The sequence below is a fragment of the Sphingomonas endophytica genome (assembly GCF_001476895.1).
Taxonomy (GTDB): Bacteria; Pseudomonadota; Alphaproteobacteria; order Sphingomonadales; family Sphingomonadaceae; genus Sphingomonas; species Sphingomonas endophytica_A.
This window is the reverse complement of the sequence record NZ_LDTB01000026.1, coordinates 1-17,704: the sequence shown is the minus strand read 5'-3', so window position 1 is coordinate 17,704 and position 17,704 is coordinate 1. Positions and strand designations below refer to the sequence as shown.

Sequence of the window (17,704 nt, the reverse complement as noted above, 5' to 3'; positions counted from 1 at the left end):
CATCGTCTCAACATTCGCAACATTCGGGCGCGGTCATGACCGTGGCCGTCTCCGATCGCCCGCTTGATCTGGTCGCGGATTTTCCCGCGATCCCGGAGGGTTGGGCCTATCTCGACACCGCCGCGACCGCGCAGAAGCCGCGCGCGGTGATCGACGCGATCACGCGCGGCTACGACACGACCTACGCCACCGTCCATCGCGGCGTGTATCAACGCTCCGCCGACATGACGCTGGCCTATGAAGCCGCACGCGCCAACATCGCCGCCGTGATCGGCGCGACGTCGGACGAGATCGTGTTCGTGCGCGGCGCGACCGAGGCGATCAACCTCGTCGCGCAATCCTGGGCGGCGCAGAACCTGAAGGCCGGCGACCGCATCCTGCTGTCGATGCTGGAGCATCACAGCAATATCGTGCCGTGGCAGATGGTCGCCGAGCGCGTCGGGGCCGCGATTGACGTGATCCCGCTGACCGAGGATCACCGCATCGATCTCGACGCGATGGCGGCGATGATCCGCCCCGAGCACAAACTGGTCGCGCTCGCGCATGTCTCGAACGTGCTCGGCTCGGTCCTCGACGTGGCGAAGGCCAGCGCGATCGCGCATTCGGTGGGTGCGAAGATCCTGATCGACGGCTGTCAGGCGGTTCCGCGCGTGACGGTCGATGTCGCGGCGCTCGGCTGCGACTTCTACGTCTTCTCCGGGCACAAGCTCTACGGCCCGACCGGGATCGGTGTGCTGTGGGCGCGCGCCGAATTGCTCGACGCCATGCCGCCCTATCAGGGCGGCGGGTCGATGATCGACCGCGTGTCGTTCGAGCGCACCACCTATGCCCCCGCGCCGACGCGGTTCGAGGCGGGGACGCCGCATATCGTCGGGGCGCTCGGCCTGTCGGCGGCGGTCGATTACGTCCGTGCGATCGGGCTCGACCGCATCCACGCGCACGAAACCGCGCTGGTGCGCGAGGCGCGCGCGGCGCTGGCGCACGTCAATTCGATCCGCGTGCTGGGGCCGGACGACAGCGCCGGGATCGTCTCCTTCGTGATGGAGGGGGTGCATCCGCACGACATCGGCACCATCTTGGACGAAAGCCGGGTCGCGATCCGCGCCGGGCATCATTGCGCGCAGCCGCTGATGGCGGCGCTGGGCGTGGAGGCGACCGCGCGCGCCAGCTTCGCGGTCTATAACGGCCCCGAGGACGTGGCGGCGCTGGCGGCCGGGATCGAGCGAGTGAAGAGGATTTTCGGATGAGCGATGGGGTCAGGAGCGAAACCGTCGAGGCGGTCGACAAGCCGCCGCGCGCGCAGGTTTCCGACGCGGTGGACACGGGTGCGGAGCGCCAGCGCGATTACCTGTCGGGCTTCCTCGCGCAAAAGCCGACCGGCGAGGCCGCGCACGAACCCGGCGGCGCGCTGTACGAGGCGGTGATCGACGCGCTGAAGGACATCTTCGACCCCGAGATTCCGGTCAACATCTACGACCTGGGGCTGATCTACGGCGTCGACGTGACCGAGGACGGCCATGCCGCCGTCACCATGACGCTGACCACGCCGCATTGCCCGGTTGCCGAATCGATGCCGGGCGAGGTCGAGATGCGCGTCGCCGCGGTGCCGGGGATCGCCTTCGCCGACGTCAACCTCGTCTGGGATCCGCCATGGGATCCGCAGAAGATGTCCGACGACGCGCGGCTCGAACTGGGGATGCTGTGATGGCGACCACGCTCCGCCCGCGCCCCGCACCGCTGCTGCTCACCCCGACCGCCGAGGCGCGGATCGCCGAGCTGATGGCCAAGGCGCCGGAGGGCGCGATCGGCGTCAAGCTGTCGACGCCCCGGCGCGGCTGTTCGGGCCTTGCCTATTCGGTCGATTACGTGACCGAGGCGAAGCCGATGGACGAGCGCATCGACACGCCCGGGGGCACGTTGTTCGTCGACGGCGGGTCGATCCTGTACCTGATCGGCTCGACGATGAACTGGGTCGAGGACGATTTCACCGCTGGCTTCGTCTTCAACAACCCCAATGCCAAGGGCGCGTGCGGCTGCGGCGAGAGCTTCACCGTCTGACGGAACGGGCCGGCCTAACCCAAACTTATCCATCCGCCGGGAGCCTCCGCCGCGCCGCTGCGTTCGGCCCCGTAATGAAGATCGATCTGTCCTCCGCCGACCTGTGGCGTGCGTTCCGACGCGATTGGTGGGGGCAGATGAAGCGCGCCTATGTCGCCTCGAACGACGACAATCTCGGGCTGATCGCGGCGGGCGGCGCCTTCTACATCATCTCCTCGATCGCGCCGATCCTCGCGGTGACGGTGCTGACCTACGGCCTGTTCGCCGATCCGCTGACCGTCCAGGAGGATATCCGCGCGCTGTTCCGGATGCTGCCGGGCGATGTCGCGACGCTGATCGGGCAACAGCTCGATACGGTCACGTCCGGGTCGCAGGGCAAGAAGGGACTGGGCCTGATCGTCGCGCTGCTGATCGCGCTCTACGGCGGCAGCAAGGCGGCGACCTCGATGATGACCGCGCTGAACGTCGCCTATGAGGTGAAGGACCGGCGCAATTTCCTCGTCTGGACGCTCACCTCGTTCGCGATCGTCGTCGGCGGGATCGTGCTGGTGTTCCTGGGCATCGCTGCCAGCGCGGTGGTGGCGTTCGTCGGGGCGCTGATCCCGTGGTTTCCCGGCATCGTGCTCGCCGCGATCCGCCTCGCGACCTATCTGCTGCTGGCGACGATCGTCATTACCGGCGCGTCGCTGCTGTTCCGTTTCGGCCCGTACCGCCCGAACGCGCGGTTGCGCTGGGCGACGCCGGGGACGGTGACGGCGACGGCGGTGTGGCTGATCGCGACGACCGGGTTCAGCATCTATGTCGCCAATTTCGGCAATTACGGCGCGACCTATGGCTCGCTCAGCGCGATCATCGTCGCGCTGACGTGGCTGTGGCTCAGCGTCTATGCGTTCCTGCTGGGCGCCGCGCTCGACGTGCAGGCCTATCGTGCGCGAACACCGCACGAAACCGTTGCTGGCGCCGCGCCGCCCGCCTAGGCTTCGGGCGACAGACTGGGGGGTGAAGGTGAGCGATATCGATTCCGGCCGTCAGCGCGGTGCGCTGGCGCTGAACATCCTCGATACCCTGGTCCATCGCATCGGCAAGGACGAGCAGGCCGCGCTGCCGCACGACTGGTTGGCCGCGACGATCCTGACCGTCCGCAACGAGATCATCGAACGCTGGATGGTGTCCAGCAAGGCCGCCCATGCGGCGGGGGCGAAGCGGGTCTATTACCTCAGCCTCGAATTCCTGATCGGCCGCCTGCTGCGCGACACGCTCGCCAACCTGCAGGCCAGCGCCGAGGTGAAGGCGGCGCTGGCGGAACTGGACGTCGACCTGACCGCGCTGGAGGAGATCGAGCCCGACGCCGCGCTCGGCAACGGCGGGCTCGGGCGGCTGGCGGCCTGCTTCATGGAGAGCCTCGCGACGCTCGACCTGCCCGCCTATGGCTATGGCATCCGCTACGTGAACGGCATGTTCCGGCAACGGATCGACGACGGCTGGCAGGTCGAACTGCCGGAGACGTGGCTGCAATACGGCAACCCGTGGGAATTCCGCCGCCGCGAGAGCGCCTATGTGATCGGCTTCGGCGGAGAGGTGCACGGCGACGAAAACGGCGCGGTGACGTGGAAGCCGGCCGAGATCGTCGAGGCGATGGCGGTCGACACGCCGGTGGTCGGCTGGCGCGCGCGGCGCGTCAACACGCTGCGGCTCTGGACCGCGCGCAGCCTCGATCCGTTCCGCCTCGACGCGTTCAACCGCGGCGATTTCCAGGGCGCGATGGCGGATCAGCTGCGCGCCGAGACGCTGGTGCGCGTCCTGTATCCCAACGATTCGACCGCGGCCGGGCAGGAACTGCGGCTGCGGCAGGAATATTTCTTCTCCTCGGCGTCGATCCAGGACATCGTGCGGCGCCACGTCCAGTATTTCGGCGACATCCGCACGCTTCCGGATCGTGCCGCGATCCAGCTCAACGATACCCATCCGGCGGTGTCCGTGGCGGAGTTGATGCGGCTGCTGATCGATCAATACGGCCTCGACTTCGACGAGGCATGGGAACTGACGCAGAAGACGTTCGGCTATACCAACCACACCCTGCTGCCCGAGGCGCTGGAAAGCTGGCCGCTGCCGCTGTTCGAGCGGCTGCTGCCGCGCCACATGCAATTGGTCTATGCGATCAACGCCAAGCTGCTGCGCGCCGCGCGCAAGGTCGAGGGGATCGATGACCGCTCGATCGCCGCGATCAGCCTGATCGACGAGGGCGGGGAGCGGCGCGTGCGGATGGCGAACCTGGCCTTCGCGGGCGCGCACAGCGTCAACGGCGTCGCCGCGCTCCACACCGGATTGATGAAGACCACCGTCTTCGCCGACCTGCACCGCCTGTATCCGGAGCGGATCAACAACAAGACCAACGGCATCACCCCGCGCCGCTGGCTGCAGGAATGCAACCCCGGCCTGACCGCGCTCATCACCGAAGCGATCGGCGACCGCTTCATGGACGATGCGGAGGCATTGACTGCGCTCGCACCGTTCGCCGGCGATGCGGCGTTCCGGGAACGCTTCGCGGCCGTCAAACACGCCAACAAGGTCGCGCTGTCCAATTACCTGCGCGGCGAGATGGGACTGCGGCTCGATCCGGCCGCGCTGTTCGACGTGCAGATCAAGCGCATCCACGAATACAAGCGCCAGCTGCTCAACATCATCGAGACGGTGGCGCTGTACGACCAGATCCGCAGCCATCCGGAGCGTGACTGGACGCCGCGCGTCAAGCTGTTCGCGGGCAAGGCGGCGTCCAGCTATCACCAGGCCAAGCTCATCATCAAGCTGGCCGGCGACGTCGCGCGGCGCGTCAATGCCGACCCGTCGATCGGCGGACTGCTGAAGGTCGCGTTCGTCCCCAATTACAACGTCAGCCTGGCGGAGCGGATGGTGCCCGCCGCCGACCTGTCCGAACAGATCTCGACCGCCGGCATGGAGGCGTCGGGCACCGGCAACATGAAGTTCGCGCTGAACGGCGCGCTGACGATCGGGACGCTCGACGGGGCGAATGTCGAGATCCGCGATCATGTCGGTGCCGACAATATCGTGATCTTCGGCCTGACCGCCGACGAGGTCGCCGCGCAGCGTGCCGGCGGATACGATCCGCGCGCGGTCATAGAAAATTCGGCGGAACTCGCGCAGGCGGTGAACGCTATCGCCTCTGGGGTGTTCTCCCCTGATGACCCGAACCGCTACCGCGATCTCATGAACGGCCTGTACGACCACGACTGGTTCATGGTCGCCGCCGATTTCGACGCCTATTCGGCGGCGCAGCGCGCGGTGGACGCGCGCTGGAATGATCGCGACGGATGGCAGCGTTCGGCGATCCTCAACGTCGCCAACATGGGATGGTTCTCGTCCGACCGCACGATCGGCGACTATGCGCGTGAGATCTGGGGCGTGAAGTGAGGCCGCCCGCCGCCGCGATCGACGCGCTGCTGGACGGCACCAACGAGGATCCCTTCGCCCTGCTCGGCGCGCATCGCGGGCCCGAGGGCACCTTCGCGCGCGTCTGGATTCCGGGTGCGGAGGCGGTGACGGCGCGCGCGCTGGACGGTGCGCTGCTCGGCACGCTGCCCCGCGTCGACGATCGTGGCCTGTTCGAGGGCGTGATCGCCGGCGACCCGCAGCCGCTGCGCTATGTCGCGCAGGGCGGCGGTGTCGAATGGTGGGTGACGGACCCGTATAGCTTCGGCCCGGTGCTGGGCCCCACCGACGACTTCCTGATGAACGAGGGGACGCATTTCCGGCTGCACGACAAGCTGGGCGCGCATCTGATCGAACATGAGGGCGCCGAAGGCGTACATTTCGCGGTCTGGGCGCCCAACGCGCGCCGCGTCGCGGTCGTCGGCGACTTCAACGACTGGGACGTGCGGCGCCATGGGATGCGTCGCCGCAACGACACCGGCGTATGGGAGATCTTCCTTCCCGATATCGGTGCCGGCCGCGCGTACAAATATGCGATCACCGGCCCGGACGGGGCGCTCCAGCCGCTCAAGGCCGATCCTTATGCCTTTGCGTCGGAACTACGGCCCAAGACCGCCTCGCTGACCACGGCGCCGATGCACCACGAATGGGGCGACGCCGCGCATCGCGAGGCCTGGGCATCGGTCGATCCGCGCCGCGCCCCGATCAGCATCTACGAGGTGCACGCCGGCAGCTGGCAGCGCGACGAAAACGGCTGGTTCCTGTCGTGGGACGAACTGGCCGCGCGGCTGATCCCCTATGCGGTCTCGATGGGGTTCACCCATATCGAGTTCATGCCGATCTCGGAGCATCCCTATGATCCGAGCTGGGGCTATCAGACGACCGGCCTGTACGCCCCCAGCGCGCGGTTCGGCGATCACGAGGGGTTCGCGCGCTTCGTCGACGGCGCGCACCGCGCCGGGCTGGGTGTGCTGCTCGACTGGGTGCCGGCGCATTTCCCGACCGACGCGCACGGCCTCTCGCGCTTCGACGGCACCGCGCTGTACGAGCATGACGATCCCCGGCTCGGCTTCCACCCCGACTGGAACACCGCGATCTACAATTTCGGGCGGCGCGAGGTGTCGGCGTTCCTCGTCAACAACGCGCTGTTCTGGGCCGAATGCTATCATGTCGACGGGCTGCGCGTCGATGCGGTCGCGTCGATGCTGTACCGCGATTACTCGCGCAAGGATGGCGAGTGGATCGCCAATGCCGAGGGCGGGCGCGAGAATTGGGAAGCGGTCGATTTCATGCGCGCCACCAACCGCGCGCTCTACCAGCGTCAGCCCGGCGTGTTCACCGTCGCCGAGGAATCGACGAGCTGGCCCGGTGTGTCCGCCCCCGCGTATGACGAGGCACCGCGCACCGCGCTCGGCTTCGGCTTCAAGTGGAACATGGGCTGGATGCACGACACGCTGAAGTACATGGCGCGTGAGCCGGTCCACCGGAAGCATCACCACGACGCCATCACCTTCGGCCTCGTCTATGCCTTCGACGAGAATTTCGTGCTGCCGCTCAGCCATGACGAGGTGGTACACGGCAAGGGCTCGCTGCTGACCAAGATGCCCGGGGACGATTGGCAGAAGTTCGCCAATCTGCGCGCCTATTATGCGATGATGTGGGGCTATCCGGGCAAGAAGCTGCTGTTCATGGGGCAGGAATTCGCGCAGCGCGAGGAATGGAGCGAGAAGCGCCCGCTCGACTGGGATCTGCTCCACTCATCCGCGCACGACGGGGTGCGCAAGCTGGTGCGCGACCTGAACCGCCTCTATCGCGAGAAGCGCGCGCTTCACGCCCGCGATTGCGAGCCGGACGGATTCCAGTGGCTGGTGCGCGACGATGCCGACAATTCGGTGTTCGTCTGGCTGCGTACCGCGCCGGGCGCGTCGCCGGTCATGGTGATCGTCAACATGACCCCGGTGGCGCGGATGCCCTATCGCGTGCCGGTGCCGCACGACGGCCGCTGGCGCGAGATCCTGAATTCCGACGCCCACGATTATTGGGGATCGGGGCTCGGCAATCTGGGTGGCGTGGTGGCGACCGATGGCCATGCGGACGTCACGCTGCCGCCGCTGGCCACGATCATGCTCGAACTGGAGCCGGCCGCCGCGCCGGATGTCAGATGATGTGCTTCACCGCGACGATGATCGCGCTCCACGCCAGGACGGATGGAACGAGCGCGGTGGCGACGCCGCGAATCAGACCATCGGACGTGCGCTGCATATGAGCCTGGTGCATCGGCAATCCTCTCTAGGTCACGGTTTTCTTTTTGAAACGCACGAACTCGGATCGTCCGGTTGGGCTGTTACCGCCGGATGACGTTATGGTTAACGAGCAATGAACGCATAGTAAAGATGCAGGGAAGGAGAGCCTGACGTGGAGGAACGCAGAGGTCAGCCGCTGGCGCGCGACGCGATGGCCTACGTCCTGGCCGGGGGGCGGGGCAGCCGGTTGAAGGAGCTTACCGATACGCGCGCCAAGCCGGCGGTGTATTTCGGTGGCAAGAGCCGCATCATCGATTTCGCGCTGTCCAACGCGATCAACTCCGGCATCCGGCGGATCGGCGTCGCGACGCAGTACAAGGCGCATTCGCTGATCCGGCACCTGCAACGCGGCTGGAACTTCCTGCGCCCGGAACGCAACGAAAGCTTCGACATCCTGCCGGCGTCGCAGCGCATCAGCGAGTTTCAATGGTATGAGGGCACCGCCGATGCGGTGTACCAGAATATCGACATCATCGCGGAGAGCGCGCCGGAATATATGGTCATCCTGGCGGGCGACCACATCTACAAGATGGATTACGAGATCATGTTGCGCCAGCATTGCGAAAGCGGTGCCGACGTGACGGTGGCGTGCATGGAGGTGCCGCGGATGGAGGCGGTCGCCTTCGGTGTCATGCACGTCGATGCGAACGACCGCATCGTCGACTTCGTCGAGAAGCCCGCCGATCCGCCGTCGATCCCCGGTCAGCCCGATGTCGCGCTGGCCAGCCTCGGTATCTATGTCTTCAATACGAAGCTGCTGATCGAGGAATTGCGCCGCGACGCCTCCACGGAGGGATCGAGCCGCGATTTCGGCAAGGACATCATCCCCTATCTGGTCAGGCACGGTCACGCGCACGCGCATCGCTTCTCCGCTAGCTGCGTCCGCTCGCCCGAGGAACCGGCCGCGTACTGGCGCGATGTCGGCACGGTCGATGCCTATTGGGAAGCCAATATCGACCTGACCGACGTCATTCCCCAGCTCGACCTCTACGATCGCGAATGGCCGCTCTGGACCTATTCGGAGCTGACTCCGCCCGCCAAGTTCGTCCATGACGAAGATGGGCGGCGCGGGCAGGCGGTGTCCAGTCTGGTGGCCGGCGACACGATCATTTCCGGCGCGAACGTCCACCGCAGCCTGGTGTCGACCGGCGTGCGCGCGCACAGCTATTCGTCGCTCGATGAGGCGGTGGTGCTGCCCTATTGCAAGATCGGGCGTCATGCGCGGCTCAGGAAGGTCGTGCTCGATCGCGGCGTCATCATCCCGGAGGGACTGATCGTCGGCGAGGATCCGGTGCTCGATGGGCATCGCTTCCGCCGCACCGACAAGGGCGTATGCCTGATCACCCAGCCGATGATCGACCGGCTGGAGCTATAGGGTGACGATCTCGGTCCTGTCGGTCGCGTCGGAGGCGTATCCGCTGGTCAAGACCGGCGGGCTCGGCGACGTGGTCGGCGCGCTGCCGGCCGCGCTCGCCGCGCACGACGTGAACGTGACGACGCTATTGCCCGGCTATCCCAAGGTGATGGCGGCGGTGGAGGGGGCGGCGGCGCTCCACGACTGGCCCGACCTGATCGGCGCGCCGGCGCGGCTGCTGTCGGGAACGCTCGGCGGACACAAGCTGCTGGTCCTCGACGCCCCGGGCTATTTCGCGCGCGAGGGCGGGCCCTATGGCGATGGCGCGGGCCGGGACTGGGACGACAATTGGCGGCGCTTCGCCGCATTCGGGCGCGCGGCCGCCGATATCGCGTCCGGCGCGGTCAGGGGTTTCCGGTTCGACCTGCTCCACGCGCATGACTGGCAGAGCGGGATGGCGCCGGCCTATCTGCGCTTCGCCCCCGCCGCCGCGCGAAGGGTGCGATCGGTGATGACCATCCACAATATCGCGTTCCAGGGCCGCTACGACCCCGGTATTTTCGCGTCGCTGGCACTGCCCGATCGCGCCTTCGCGGTCGATGGAGTCGAATATTACGGCGGGATCGGCTTCCTGAAGGCGGGGCTGGAGGCGGCCGACGCCATCACCACCGTCAGCCCGACCTATGCCGGAGAGATCCTGCGTCCGGACTTCGGCATGGGACTGGAAGGGCTGATCCGCGCCCGCGCCGGACGCGTCCACGGCATCGTCAACGGCATCGATCCGGCGGTGTGGAACCCCGCGACCGACCCCGCGCTTGCGGAGACGTATGACCGCACCAGTCTCCCGGGGCGCGCCGCCAACAAGCGCGCGCTGGAAGCGGCCTTCGCGCTGGAACCGGATGACGGGCCGCTGTTCTGCGTCGTCAGCCGGCTGACGTGGCAGAAGGGCATGGACGTGCTGGCCGACACGGTCGACGCGCTGGTTGCCGGCGGCGGGCGGCTGGCGCTGCTGGGTTCGGGCGACGCCTGGCTCGAACACGCCTTCCGCCAGGCGGCCGAGCGGCATCCCGGCCGCGTCGGCGTGCGCATCGGCTATGATGAGGCGCTCTCGCACCTGATGCAGGGCGGCGCGGACGCGATTTTGATCCCGTCTCGGTTCGAACCGTGCGGCCTGACTCAGCTCTACGGCTTGGCCTACGGCTGCGTGCCGGTCGTCGCACGCACCGGGGGGCTGGCGGATACCGTGATTCACGCCAATGCCGCCGCGCTCGACGCGCGCGTGGCAACCGGTATCCAGTTCGACGCCGTCACGCACGAGTCACTGGCGTATGCCATTGCGCTTGCGATACAATTGTTTGCCGAACCGGATCGCTGGGCGTCGCTGCAGCGGGCCGGGATGGCGGCGGATTTCTCCTGGGACACCAGCGGGCGCCGCTACGCACAACTCTACCGGGAGCTGCTGTCCGCATGATCCGCACCGTTTCGACCACGCCGTTCACCGACCAGAAGCCCGGCACCTCCGGGCTGCGCAAGAAGGTGAAGGTGTTCCAGCAGCCGAACTATGCCGAGAACTTCATCCAGTCGGTGTTCGATGTGGTGAGCGGCAAGGCCGGTGCGACGCTGGTGATCGGCGGCGACGGGCGCTACCTGAACCGCACCGTCATCCAGACCGCGATCCGCATGGCCGCCGCCGCCGGGTTCGGGCGCGTGGTGGTCGGCCAAGGTGGCATCCTCTCGACCCCGGCCGCCTCGAACGTCATCCGGCAGCGCAACGCGATCGGCGGACTGGTGCTGTCCGCCAGCCACAATCCCGGCGGTCCGGATGAGGATTTCGGGATCAAGTATAACGTCGCCAACGGCGGCCCCGCACCCGAAAAGGTCACCGAGGCGATCCACGCGCGCACGCTGTCGATCGCGGAGTGGCACGCCGCCGACAGCGCCGATGTCGATCTCGACACGCTGGGCGAGGTAACGGTCGAGGGGATGACCGTCGAGGTGATCGATTCCGTCGCCGATTATGCGGCGCTGATGGAAACGCTGTTCGATTTCGACGCGATTCGTGCCGCCGGCCTGACGGTCGCGTTCGACGCGATGAGCGCGGTGACGGGGCCGTACGCGACCGAGATTCTGGAGCGTCGCCTGGGCTTCGCGCCCGGCACGGTCCGCAACGGCACCCCGCTGGAGGATTTCGGCGGGCATCACCCCGATCCGAATCTGGTCCACGCCCGCGCGCTCTACGATACGATGATGGGTGAGGGCGCGCCCGATTTCGGTGCCGCCTCTGACGGGGACGGCGACCGCAACCTCATCATCGGGCGCGGGCGGTTCGTCACCCCGTCCGACAGCCTCGCGATGCTCGCCGCCAATGCGCATCTGGCGCCCGGCTATGCGGGCGGGCTGAAGGGAATCGCCCGCTCGATGCCGACCAGCGCGGCGGCGGACCGGGTGGCGGAGAAGCTGGACATCCCCGCCTTCGAGACGCCGACCGGCTGGAAGTTCTTCGGCAATCTGCTCGACGCCGGCATGGCGACGATCTGCGGCGAGGAGAGCGCGGGCACCGGCAGCGATCACGTCCGCGAGAAGGACGGGCTATGGGCGGTGCTGCTCTGGCTCAACATCCTGGCGGCCACGGGCAAGAGCGTCGACCGGATCGCGCGCGATCACTGGGCGACCTATGGCCGCAACTATTACGCCCGCCACGATTACGAGGGCGTCGACAGCGCGGCGGCCGACACGCTGATGGGCGAGCTGCGCGGGAAGCTGGCGACGCTGCCCGGCACGTCCTTTGGCGCGCTGACCGTCGCGGCGGCGGACGACTTCGCCTATGAGGATCCGACCGACGGCTCGGTCAGCCGCCAGCAGGGTGTGCGCGTGCTGTTCGAGGGCGGCAGCCGTGTCGTCTTCCGCCTGTCGGGCACCGGGACCAGTGGCGCGACTTTGCGCGTGTATCTGGAGCGCTACGAGCCGGTCGGCGGCGATCTGGATGCGGAGACGGCGACGATGCTCGCCGAGATCGTCGCGGCCGCCGATGCGATCGCGGGCATCCGCCAGCACAGCGGCCGCGAGCAGCCCGACGTCATCACGTGAGCGCGCGACCCGGCGCGACCGGTACCGTCTTCGCCGTGCGCGGTCCGCGCGCCGGGGCGGTGTGGCTGTGCCTGTTCGAGGGCGACGTGGAACACCGCGTCGCGATGGTGCGTGACGGCGAATGGTGGCGTGCCGAGGTCGCAGGGGTGGAGGCGGGGGCACGCTACGCCTTCCGCGCCGATGGCCCGGCACCATTCGACTCCGCCAAGCTGCTTGTCGATCCCGAGGCGGTGACGCTCGACCGGCGGTTCGTCTACGATCCCCGGCTGGCCGAACGCGGCGTCGACACCGCCGCGCTGGTGCCACGGGCGATCGTCACCGCGCCGCTGCCGCCGCTCGATCTGCCGCCGGTGTTCCGGCCCGGCGGGTTGATCTACGAGGTCAATGTCCGCGCCTTCTCGATGCGGCACCCCGATGTGCCGGCGGCGCAGCGCGGGACGATCGCCGCACTCGCACACCCGTCGGTGATCGCGCATCTGACGCGGATCGGGGTCGGTGCGGTCGAATTGATGCCGATCGTCGCGTGGATCGACGAACGCCACCTGCCGCCGCTGGGGCTCACCAACGGCTGGGGCTATAACCCGGTCGTGCCGATGGCGCTCGATCCGCGCCTCGCACCGGGCGGTATCGAAGAGGTGCGCGATACGGTCGCGGCGCTCCGCGCTGCCGGGATCGGGACGATCCTCGACATCGTGCTGAATCACACCGGCGAGAGCGACCGGTCCGGCGCGACGCTGGCGTTCAGGGGGCTGGATAACCATGCCTACGCCCATGCGCCGGACGGCACGCTCATCAACGATGCCGGGACCGGCAACACGCTCGACTTCGCCGACCCGGCGGTCCGTGCGCTGGCGCTCGATACGATGCGTCATTTCGTGACCCAAACGGGGGTGGACGGCTTCCGCTTCGACCTGGCGACCGTCATGGCGCGCGGCCCCGGCTTCGACCGCGCCGCGCCGATCTTCGCCGAGATCGCGGCCGATTCGCTGCTGGCCTCGCGCATCCTGATCGCCGAGCCGTGGGACATAGGGCCGGGCGGCTATCAACTGGGTGCGTTCCCGAACGACTGGCTGGAATGGAACGACCGCTACCGCGACGACGTGCGCCGCTTCTGGCGCGGCGATGGCGGGGCAGGGGCGCTCGCCACCCGGCTGATGGGATCGAGCGATATATTCGGGCCGGAGCGGGCACGCGGCGTCAGCTTCGTCGCGGCGCATGACGGCTTCACGCTCGCCGATGCGGTAGCGTTCGCCGATCGCCACAATCATGGCAACGGCGAGGACAATCGCGACGGTCACGCCGGTGAGATCGCGTGGAACAACGGCGCGGAGGGGGAGAGCGGCGACGCCGCCGTCCAGGCGCGCCGCGCGGCCGATCGGCGGGCCTTGCTGGGCACGCTCTATGCCACGCAGGGCACGATCATGCTGACCGCCGGCGACGAATTCGGGCGTACGCAAGCCGGCAACAACAACGCCTATGCGCAGGACCAGTTGCTATGGCTCGACTGGGAGGGGCGCGACCGCGCGCTGGAGGACCATGTCGCCGATCTGGCGCGGCGCCGCGCGGCCTGCGCGTCGCTGGCCGATACCGCCATCGCGCATGACGCGACTTGGTGGCGGCTCGACGGACAGCCGATGCGCGACGCGGACTGGGACCGGGCGGACGGGTTCGTCCTGCGACGCGGCGACGCCACGATCACCGTCGATCGCGTGGCGCGGCGCGTCGATATCGCGCCGGAGTCAGGTCACTCACAGATCGCGTAGGGCGCGGCGTTGGCGGTCGCGTCCACCAGATCGCGCAGTTCCTTGGCGCTCAGCGGTTTCATGAACTCGCAACCGAACACGTTGCCGTCCACCCAGGCGACGCGGGCGTGGCGCTCCGCATTGCCGGGCAGCGACAGCTTCAGCAGCGTGCCCATGACCAGCGGCAGCGTGGTGCGCGCGCGCAATCCGGCCGCGGACGCGTCGAGGATCTCGATCGAGACTGCCAGCCGCGCCAAGCCCCGGCATTCCGCAGGCAGGCGTGGTTCACGACGGTTGTCGATCAGCGGTTTGGATGCCATGGCCCCTTCTTTCTTCTTCTTGCCCGACCGGGGTACGGCGGCAGAAGTAAAGAAGCGGTAACTACCTATGTTATTGTCCTGCCGCGTCCGGGGCGGGGCTGACCCATTTTGGCGAGGTATGGCATGACGATCGGGGGATCCAGCGCGGCGGCGGAACTGGCGGCCCTGCGCCCGTGGAGCGCGCGCGCGCCCGCGATCACGCGCGAAGAGCGCGCCGCGCGGCTGGAACGGGCGCGTGCGCTGACGGCGGAACAGGGCGCCGACGCGCTACTGGTGCAGGCGGGGGCGTCGCTGCAGTATTTCACCGGCGTACCCTGGTCGCCGAGCGAGCGGCTGGTCGCGTTGCTGCTGCCGGTCACGGGCACGCCGAAGCTGGTGTGCCCGGCGTTCGAGCGCGGCACGCTGGAGGCCGAGCTGACGATCGCCGCCGATCTGCTGCTCTGGGAAGAGGATGAGGATCCCGTCGCGCTGGTCGCCGACGCGCTCCCGGCAGGTGCGACGCTGGCGCTTGATCCGCTGCTGTTCTTCGGCTGGGCGCGGCGGATCGCGGCGGCCGGGCTGACCACGGTCGACGGTGCGGGGGCGATCGACGGGTGCCGGATGATCAAATCGCCCGCCGAACTGGCGCTCCTGTCGGAGGCGAAGCAGATGACGCTTGCGGTACAGGCCGCCGCGTCGCGCATCCTGACGCCCGGCATCCGCGAGAGCGAGGTGGTCCGCTTCATCGACGACGCGCATCGCGCGCTCGGCGGCGGCCCCTCCACCTTCTGTATCGTCCAGTTCGGGCAGGCGACCGCCTATCCGCACGGTCTTCCGGGCGACCGCGCGCTGGCGGAAGGCGATATGGTGCTGGTCGATACCGGGTGCCGCGTCCACGGCTATCACAGCGACATCACCCGGACCTACGCCTTCGGGCCGGTCGCCGACGAGGTGCGCGCGATCTGGGACATCGAACATGCCGCGCAGGCCGCCGCCTTCGCCGCGGTCGCGCCGGGCGTTCCGTGCGAGGCGATCGATGCCGCCGCGCGCGACGTGCTGGTGCGCGAGGGGCTGGGGCCGGACTATCGCCTGCCCGGGCTGCCGCATCGCACCGGGCACGGCATCGGCCTGTCGATCCACGAGCCCGCCTATCTGGTGCGCGGCGACACCACGCCGCTCGCACCCGGCATGTGCTTCTCCAACGAGCCGATGATCGTCGTGCCGGGGCGTTTCGGTATCCGGCTGGAGGATCATTTCCACGTCACGGACGCTGGAGCGGCATGGTTCACCCCGCCGCAACCATCCATCGACCGACCTTTCGACTGATCACGGACATGATGCCATGAAAGCCCACGCCGCCCCGCCAGGGATGCGCCCGACCGAGTTCGTCGTCTTCGTTGCGGCGGTGATGGCGGTCAACGCGCTGGGGGTCGACCTGATGCTCCCCGCGCTCGCCAATATCGGGCACGATCTGGGGATCGCGGAGGCCAACCACCGGCAATGGGTTGTGACCGCCTATGTGCTGGGTTTCGGCGTCGGGCAATTGCTCTATGGCCCGCTCGCCGATCGCTATGGGCGCAAGCCGGTGCTGGTGGCGACCTTGCTCGGCTTCGTCGGGGCAAGCGTGTTCGCCGCCGCGTCCGCCACGTTCGGCGCGCTGCTGGGCGCGCGCGTGCTGCAGGGGCTGATGTCGGCCTCGACGCGCGTGATCGCGGTGGCGGTGGTGCGCGACAATGCGTCGGGGCGGCAGATGGCGCGCACGATGTCGGTCGCGCAGATGATCTTCTTCCTCGTCCCGATTCTCGCGCCCACCCTGGGACAGGGACTGCTGGCGATCGGGCCGTGGCGGTTCGTGTTTCACGCGCTGGGCGGGTTCGCGGGGCTGGTGTTGCTCTGGACGCTGTTCCGCCTGCCCGAAACCCTGCCGGTCGAGCGGCGGCGCGCGATCTCGATCGCCAATCTGTCGAGCAGCTACCGCGAAACGCTGACCAACCGTTACTCGCTCGGCTACGCGCTGGCCGCGTCGCTGACCTTCGGCGGGATCATCGCCTTCGTGTCGTCGGCGCAGCAGGTGTTCGTCGACGAATTCGGCGCGGGCGACCGCTTCACCCTGCTGTTCGCGATCTGCGCGGGCGCGATGGGGGTGGCGTCCTTCCTCAACAGCCGGTTGGTCGAACGGCTGGGGACGCGGATGATCTCGCAGACGGCGGTGCTGGCGCTGATCGTCCTGTCGCTGGCGCACCTGTCGGTGGTGTGGATGGGATGGGAGACGCTGACCAGCTACATGGTCTTCCAGTCGCTCAGCATGACCTGCATCGGGTTGTGCGGGTCGAACTTCGGCGCGATGGCGATGGAGCCGGTCGGGGCGATCGCCGGGACCGCCTCATCGGTGCAGGGCTTCATCACCAGCGTCGGCGCGGTGCTGGTCGGATCGGCGATCGGTCAGGCCTATGCCGGCACCACCTTGCCGATGACCCTGGGCTATCTGGGAATCGGCATTGCGGTATTCGCGATCGTCTATGTGGTGGAGGAAGGGCAGTTGTTCCGCGCCCGGCTGGCGCGCGTCACCCAGCCATAGCCGAGCGCGGCGAGCATCGTCAGCCCGGTCAGCGGGAACGCGATGCCCGCCGCCGCCATGATCGCCAGCAATCCGCGCCCGGTGCGCGCGTCGGGCAGCGCGGTGCGACCGCGCGGCCCACGCTTCCACCACATCACCGGCGCGGTGATCGTCAGCAGCGCGAGCGCGAGGCATGCGGCCAGCATCACCAGCCGGTTTGCCTCCCCATATTCCTTCCCTTGATGGACGGCGGCGCTCCATTCGATCGCCTGCGCGGGGCGACCGAAGTCGCCGAAGCGCGCGTCCTGCAACACGCGGCCGTTGCCCGCATCGACATAGACGACATGCGCCGCGCCGGACGGGCCCAGCGTCGCGCTGACCAGATAGGGTGCGCCGGGGGCGCTCGGCCAGGTCATTGTCCAGTCGCGCGCCATCCCGCGCGCCTCCGCCGCCGTCAGCGCCCGATCGGCGGTGATGCGCGGCGCCTGCCCGCTCGGCATCGCATGCTGCTGGAGCGACCATGGCAAATCGTGCCCCGCGTGCGTGTCGCCGACCGGCGCGGCCGGGCGGCCCCAGCCGGCACCCGCCACGCCGGCCTGCACGTTACGCCCCCACACCGCGCTCCACGGCATGCCGCTGATCGCCAGGAACAGGATCAGCGCGCCCGCGAACAGGCCGGTCGTCGCGTGCAGGTCGCGCCAGAACAGCCGTCCCCGCGCCCGCCCGCGCACGCCGACGGTCCCCCCGCGCCCCCACCAGAGGTACAGGCCGCTGACCACCAGCACGATCGACCAGCCCGCCGCGATCTCGATCAGCCAGTTGCCGACCCAGCCCGCCAGCACGAGGCTGTGGAGATG

14 protein-coding genes are annotated in these 17,704 nt (G+C 68.4%); 12 read left to right on the top strand and 2 right to left on the bottom strand.

What is annotated here, in order from left to right; translation table 11 throughout:
• Positions 1 to 35 precede the first annotated feature (35 nt).
• The 10 genes from NS334_RS08755 (at position 36) to NS334_RS08710 (ending at position 14,012) form a co-directional block, all read left to right on the top strand.
• Positions 36 to 1,247, top strand: a complete 1,212-nt coding sequence (locus NS334_RS08755) for an aminotransferase class V-fold PLP-dependent enzyme (RefSeq protein ID WP_058755593.1) — start codon at positions 36 to 38, stop codon at positions 1,245 to 1,247.
• Positions 1,244 to 1,705, top strand: coding sequence for an SUF system Fe-S cluster assembly protein (locus tag NS334_RS08750; protein ID WP_058755592.1), 462 nt, complete (start codon positions 1,244 to 1,246; stop codon positions 1,703 to 1,705). The genes NS334_RS08755 and NS334_RS08750 overlap by 4 nt, the downstream gene beginning before the upstream one ends.
• Positions 1,705 to 2,058, top strand: a complete 354-nt coding sequence (locus tag NS334_RS08745; protein ID WP_058755591.1) for a HesB/IscA family protein — start codon at positions 1,705 to 1,707, stop codon at positions 2,056 to 2,058. Before NS334_RS08750 ends, NS334_RS08745 begins: the two co-directional genes overlap by 1 nt.
• Before the next feature lie 74 nt (positions 2,059 to 2,132).
• Positions 2,133 to 3,035: a YihY/virulence factor BrkB family protein gene (locus NS334_RS08740; protein WP_058755590.1), complete on the top strand. Its 903-nt coding sequence runs from the start codon at positions 2,133 to 2,135 to the stop codon at positions 3,033 to 3,035.
• 37 nt (positions 3,036 to 3,072) lie between these two features.
• Complete coding sequence (locus NS334_RS08735; protein WP_428835047.1) at positions 3,073 to 5,487, top strand: glycogen/starch/alpha-glucan phosphorylase; 2,415 nt, start codon at positions 3,073 to 3,075, stop codon at positions 5,485 to 5,487.
• The gene (gene glgB, locus NS334_RS08730) at positions 5,484 to 7,670 is read left to right on the top strand and encodes a 1,4-alpha-glucan branching protein GlgB (RefSeq protein WP_058755588.1); all 2,187 of its coding nucleotides are present in this window, start codon (positions 5,484 to 5,486) and stop codon (positions 7,668 to 7,670) included. The genes NS334_RS08735 and glgB overlap by 4 nt, the downstream gene beginning before the upstream one ends.
• A 250-nt stretch (positions 7,671 to 7,920) precedes the next feature.
• Positions 7,921 to 9,183, top strand: a complete 1,263-nt coding sequence (gene glgC, locus NS334_RS08725) for a glucose-1-phosphate adenylyltransferase (protein WP_083500351.1) — start codon at positions 7,921 to 7,923, stop codon at positions 9,181 to 9,183.
• A 1-nt stretch (position 9,184) separates the two neighbouring features.
• Positions 9,185 to 10,633, top strand: coding sequence for a glycogen synthase GlgA (glgA, locus tag NS334_RS08720; RefSeq protein ID WP_058755587.1), 1,449 nt, complete (start codon positions 9,185 to 9,187; stop codon positions 10,631 to 10,633).
• On the top strand, positions 10,630 to 12,249 hold the full coding sequence (locus NS334_RS08715; RefSeq protein WP_058755586.1) for an alpha-D-glucose phosphate-specific phosphoglucomutase: 1,620 nt from the start codon (positions 10,630 to 10,632) through the stop codon (positions 12,247 to 12,249). The genes glgA and NS334_RS08715 overlap by 4 nt, the downstream gene beginning before the upstream one ends.
• The gene (locus tag NS334_RS08710) at positions 12,246 to 14,012 is read left to right on the top strand and encodes a glycogen debranching protein (RefSeq protein ID WP_058755585.1); all 1,767 of its coding nucleotides are present in this window, start codon (positions 12,246 to 12,248) and stop codon (positions 14,010 to 14,012) included. Before NS334_RS08715 ends, NS334_RS08710 begins: the two co-directional genes overlap by 4 nt.
• Here NS334_RS08710 and NS334_RS08705 read toward each other — a convergent pair.
• On the bottom strand, positions 13,994 to 14,311 hold the full coding sequence (locus tag NS334_RS08705) for a PilZ domain-containing protein (protein WP_058755584.1): 318 nt from the start codon (positions 14,309 to 14,311) through the stop codon (positions 13,994 to 13,996). The genes NS334_RS08710 and NS334_RS08705 overlap by 19 nt on opposite strands.
• Before the next feature lie 123 nt (positions 14,312 to 14,434).
• Between NS334_RS08705 and NS334_RS08700 the strand changes: the two genes are divergently transcribed.
• The gene (locus tag NS334_RS08700; protein WP_058755583.1) at positions 14,435 to 15,616 is read left to right on the top strand and encodes a M24 family metallopeptidase; all 1,182 of its coding nucleotides are present in this window, start codon (positions 14,435 to 14,437) and stop codon (positions 15,614 to 15,616) included.
• 43 nt (positions 15,617 to 15,659) lie between these two features.
• Positions 15,660 to 16,868 (top strand): multidrug effflux MFS transporter, encoded by a 1,209-nt coding sequence (locus NS334_RS08695; protein ID WP_058755582.1) that lies wholly within the window; start codon positions 15,660 to 15,662, stop codon positions 16,866 to 16,868.
• On the opposite strand, the gene NS334_RS08690 is transcribed toward NS334_RS08695, so the two are convergent.
• Positions 16,808 to 17,704: PepSY-associated TM helix domain-containing protein (locus tag NS334_RS08690; protein ID WP_193753040.1), on the bottom strand; the 897-nt coding region annotated here is incomplete at its 5' end. The two genes, NS334_RS08695 and NS334_RS08690, sit on opposite strands and share 61 nt — an antisense overlap.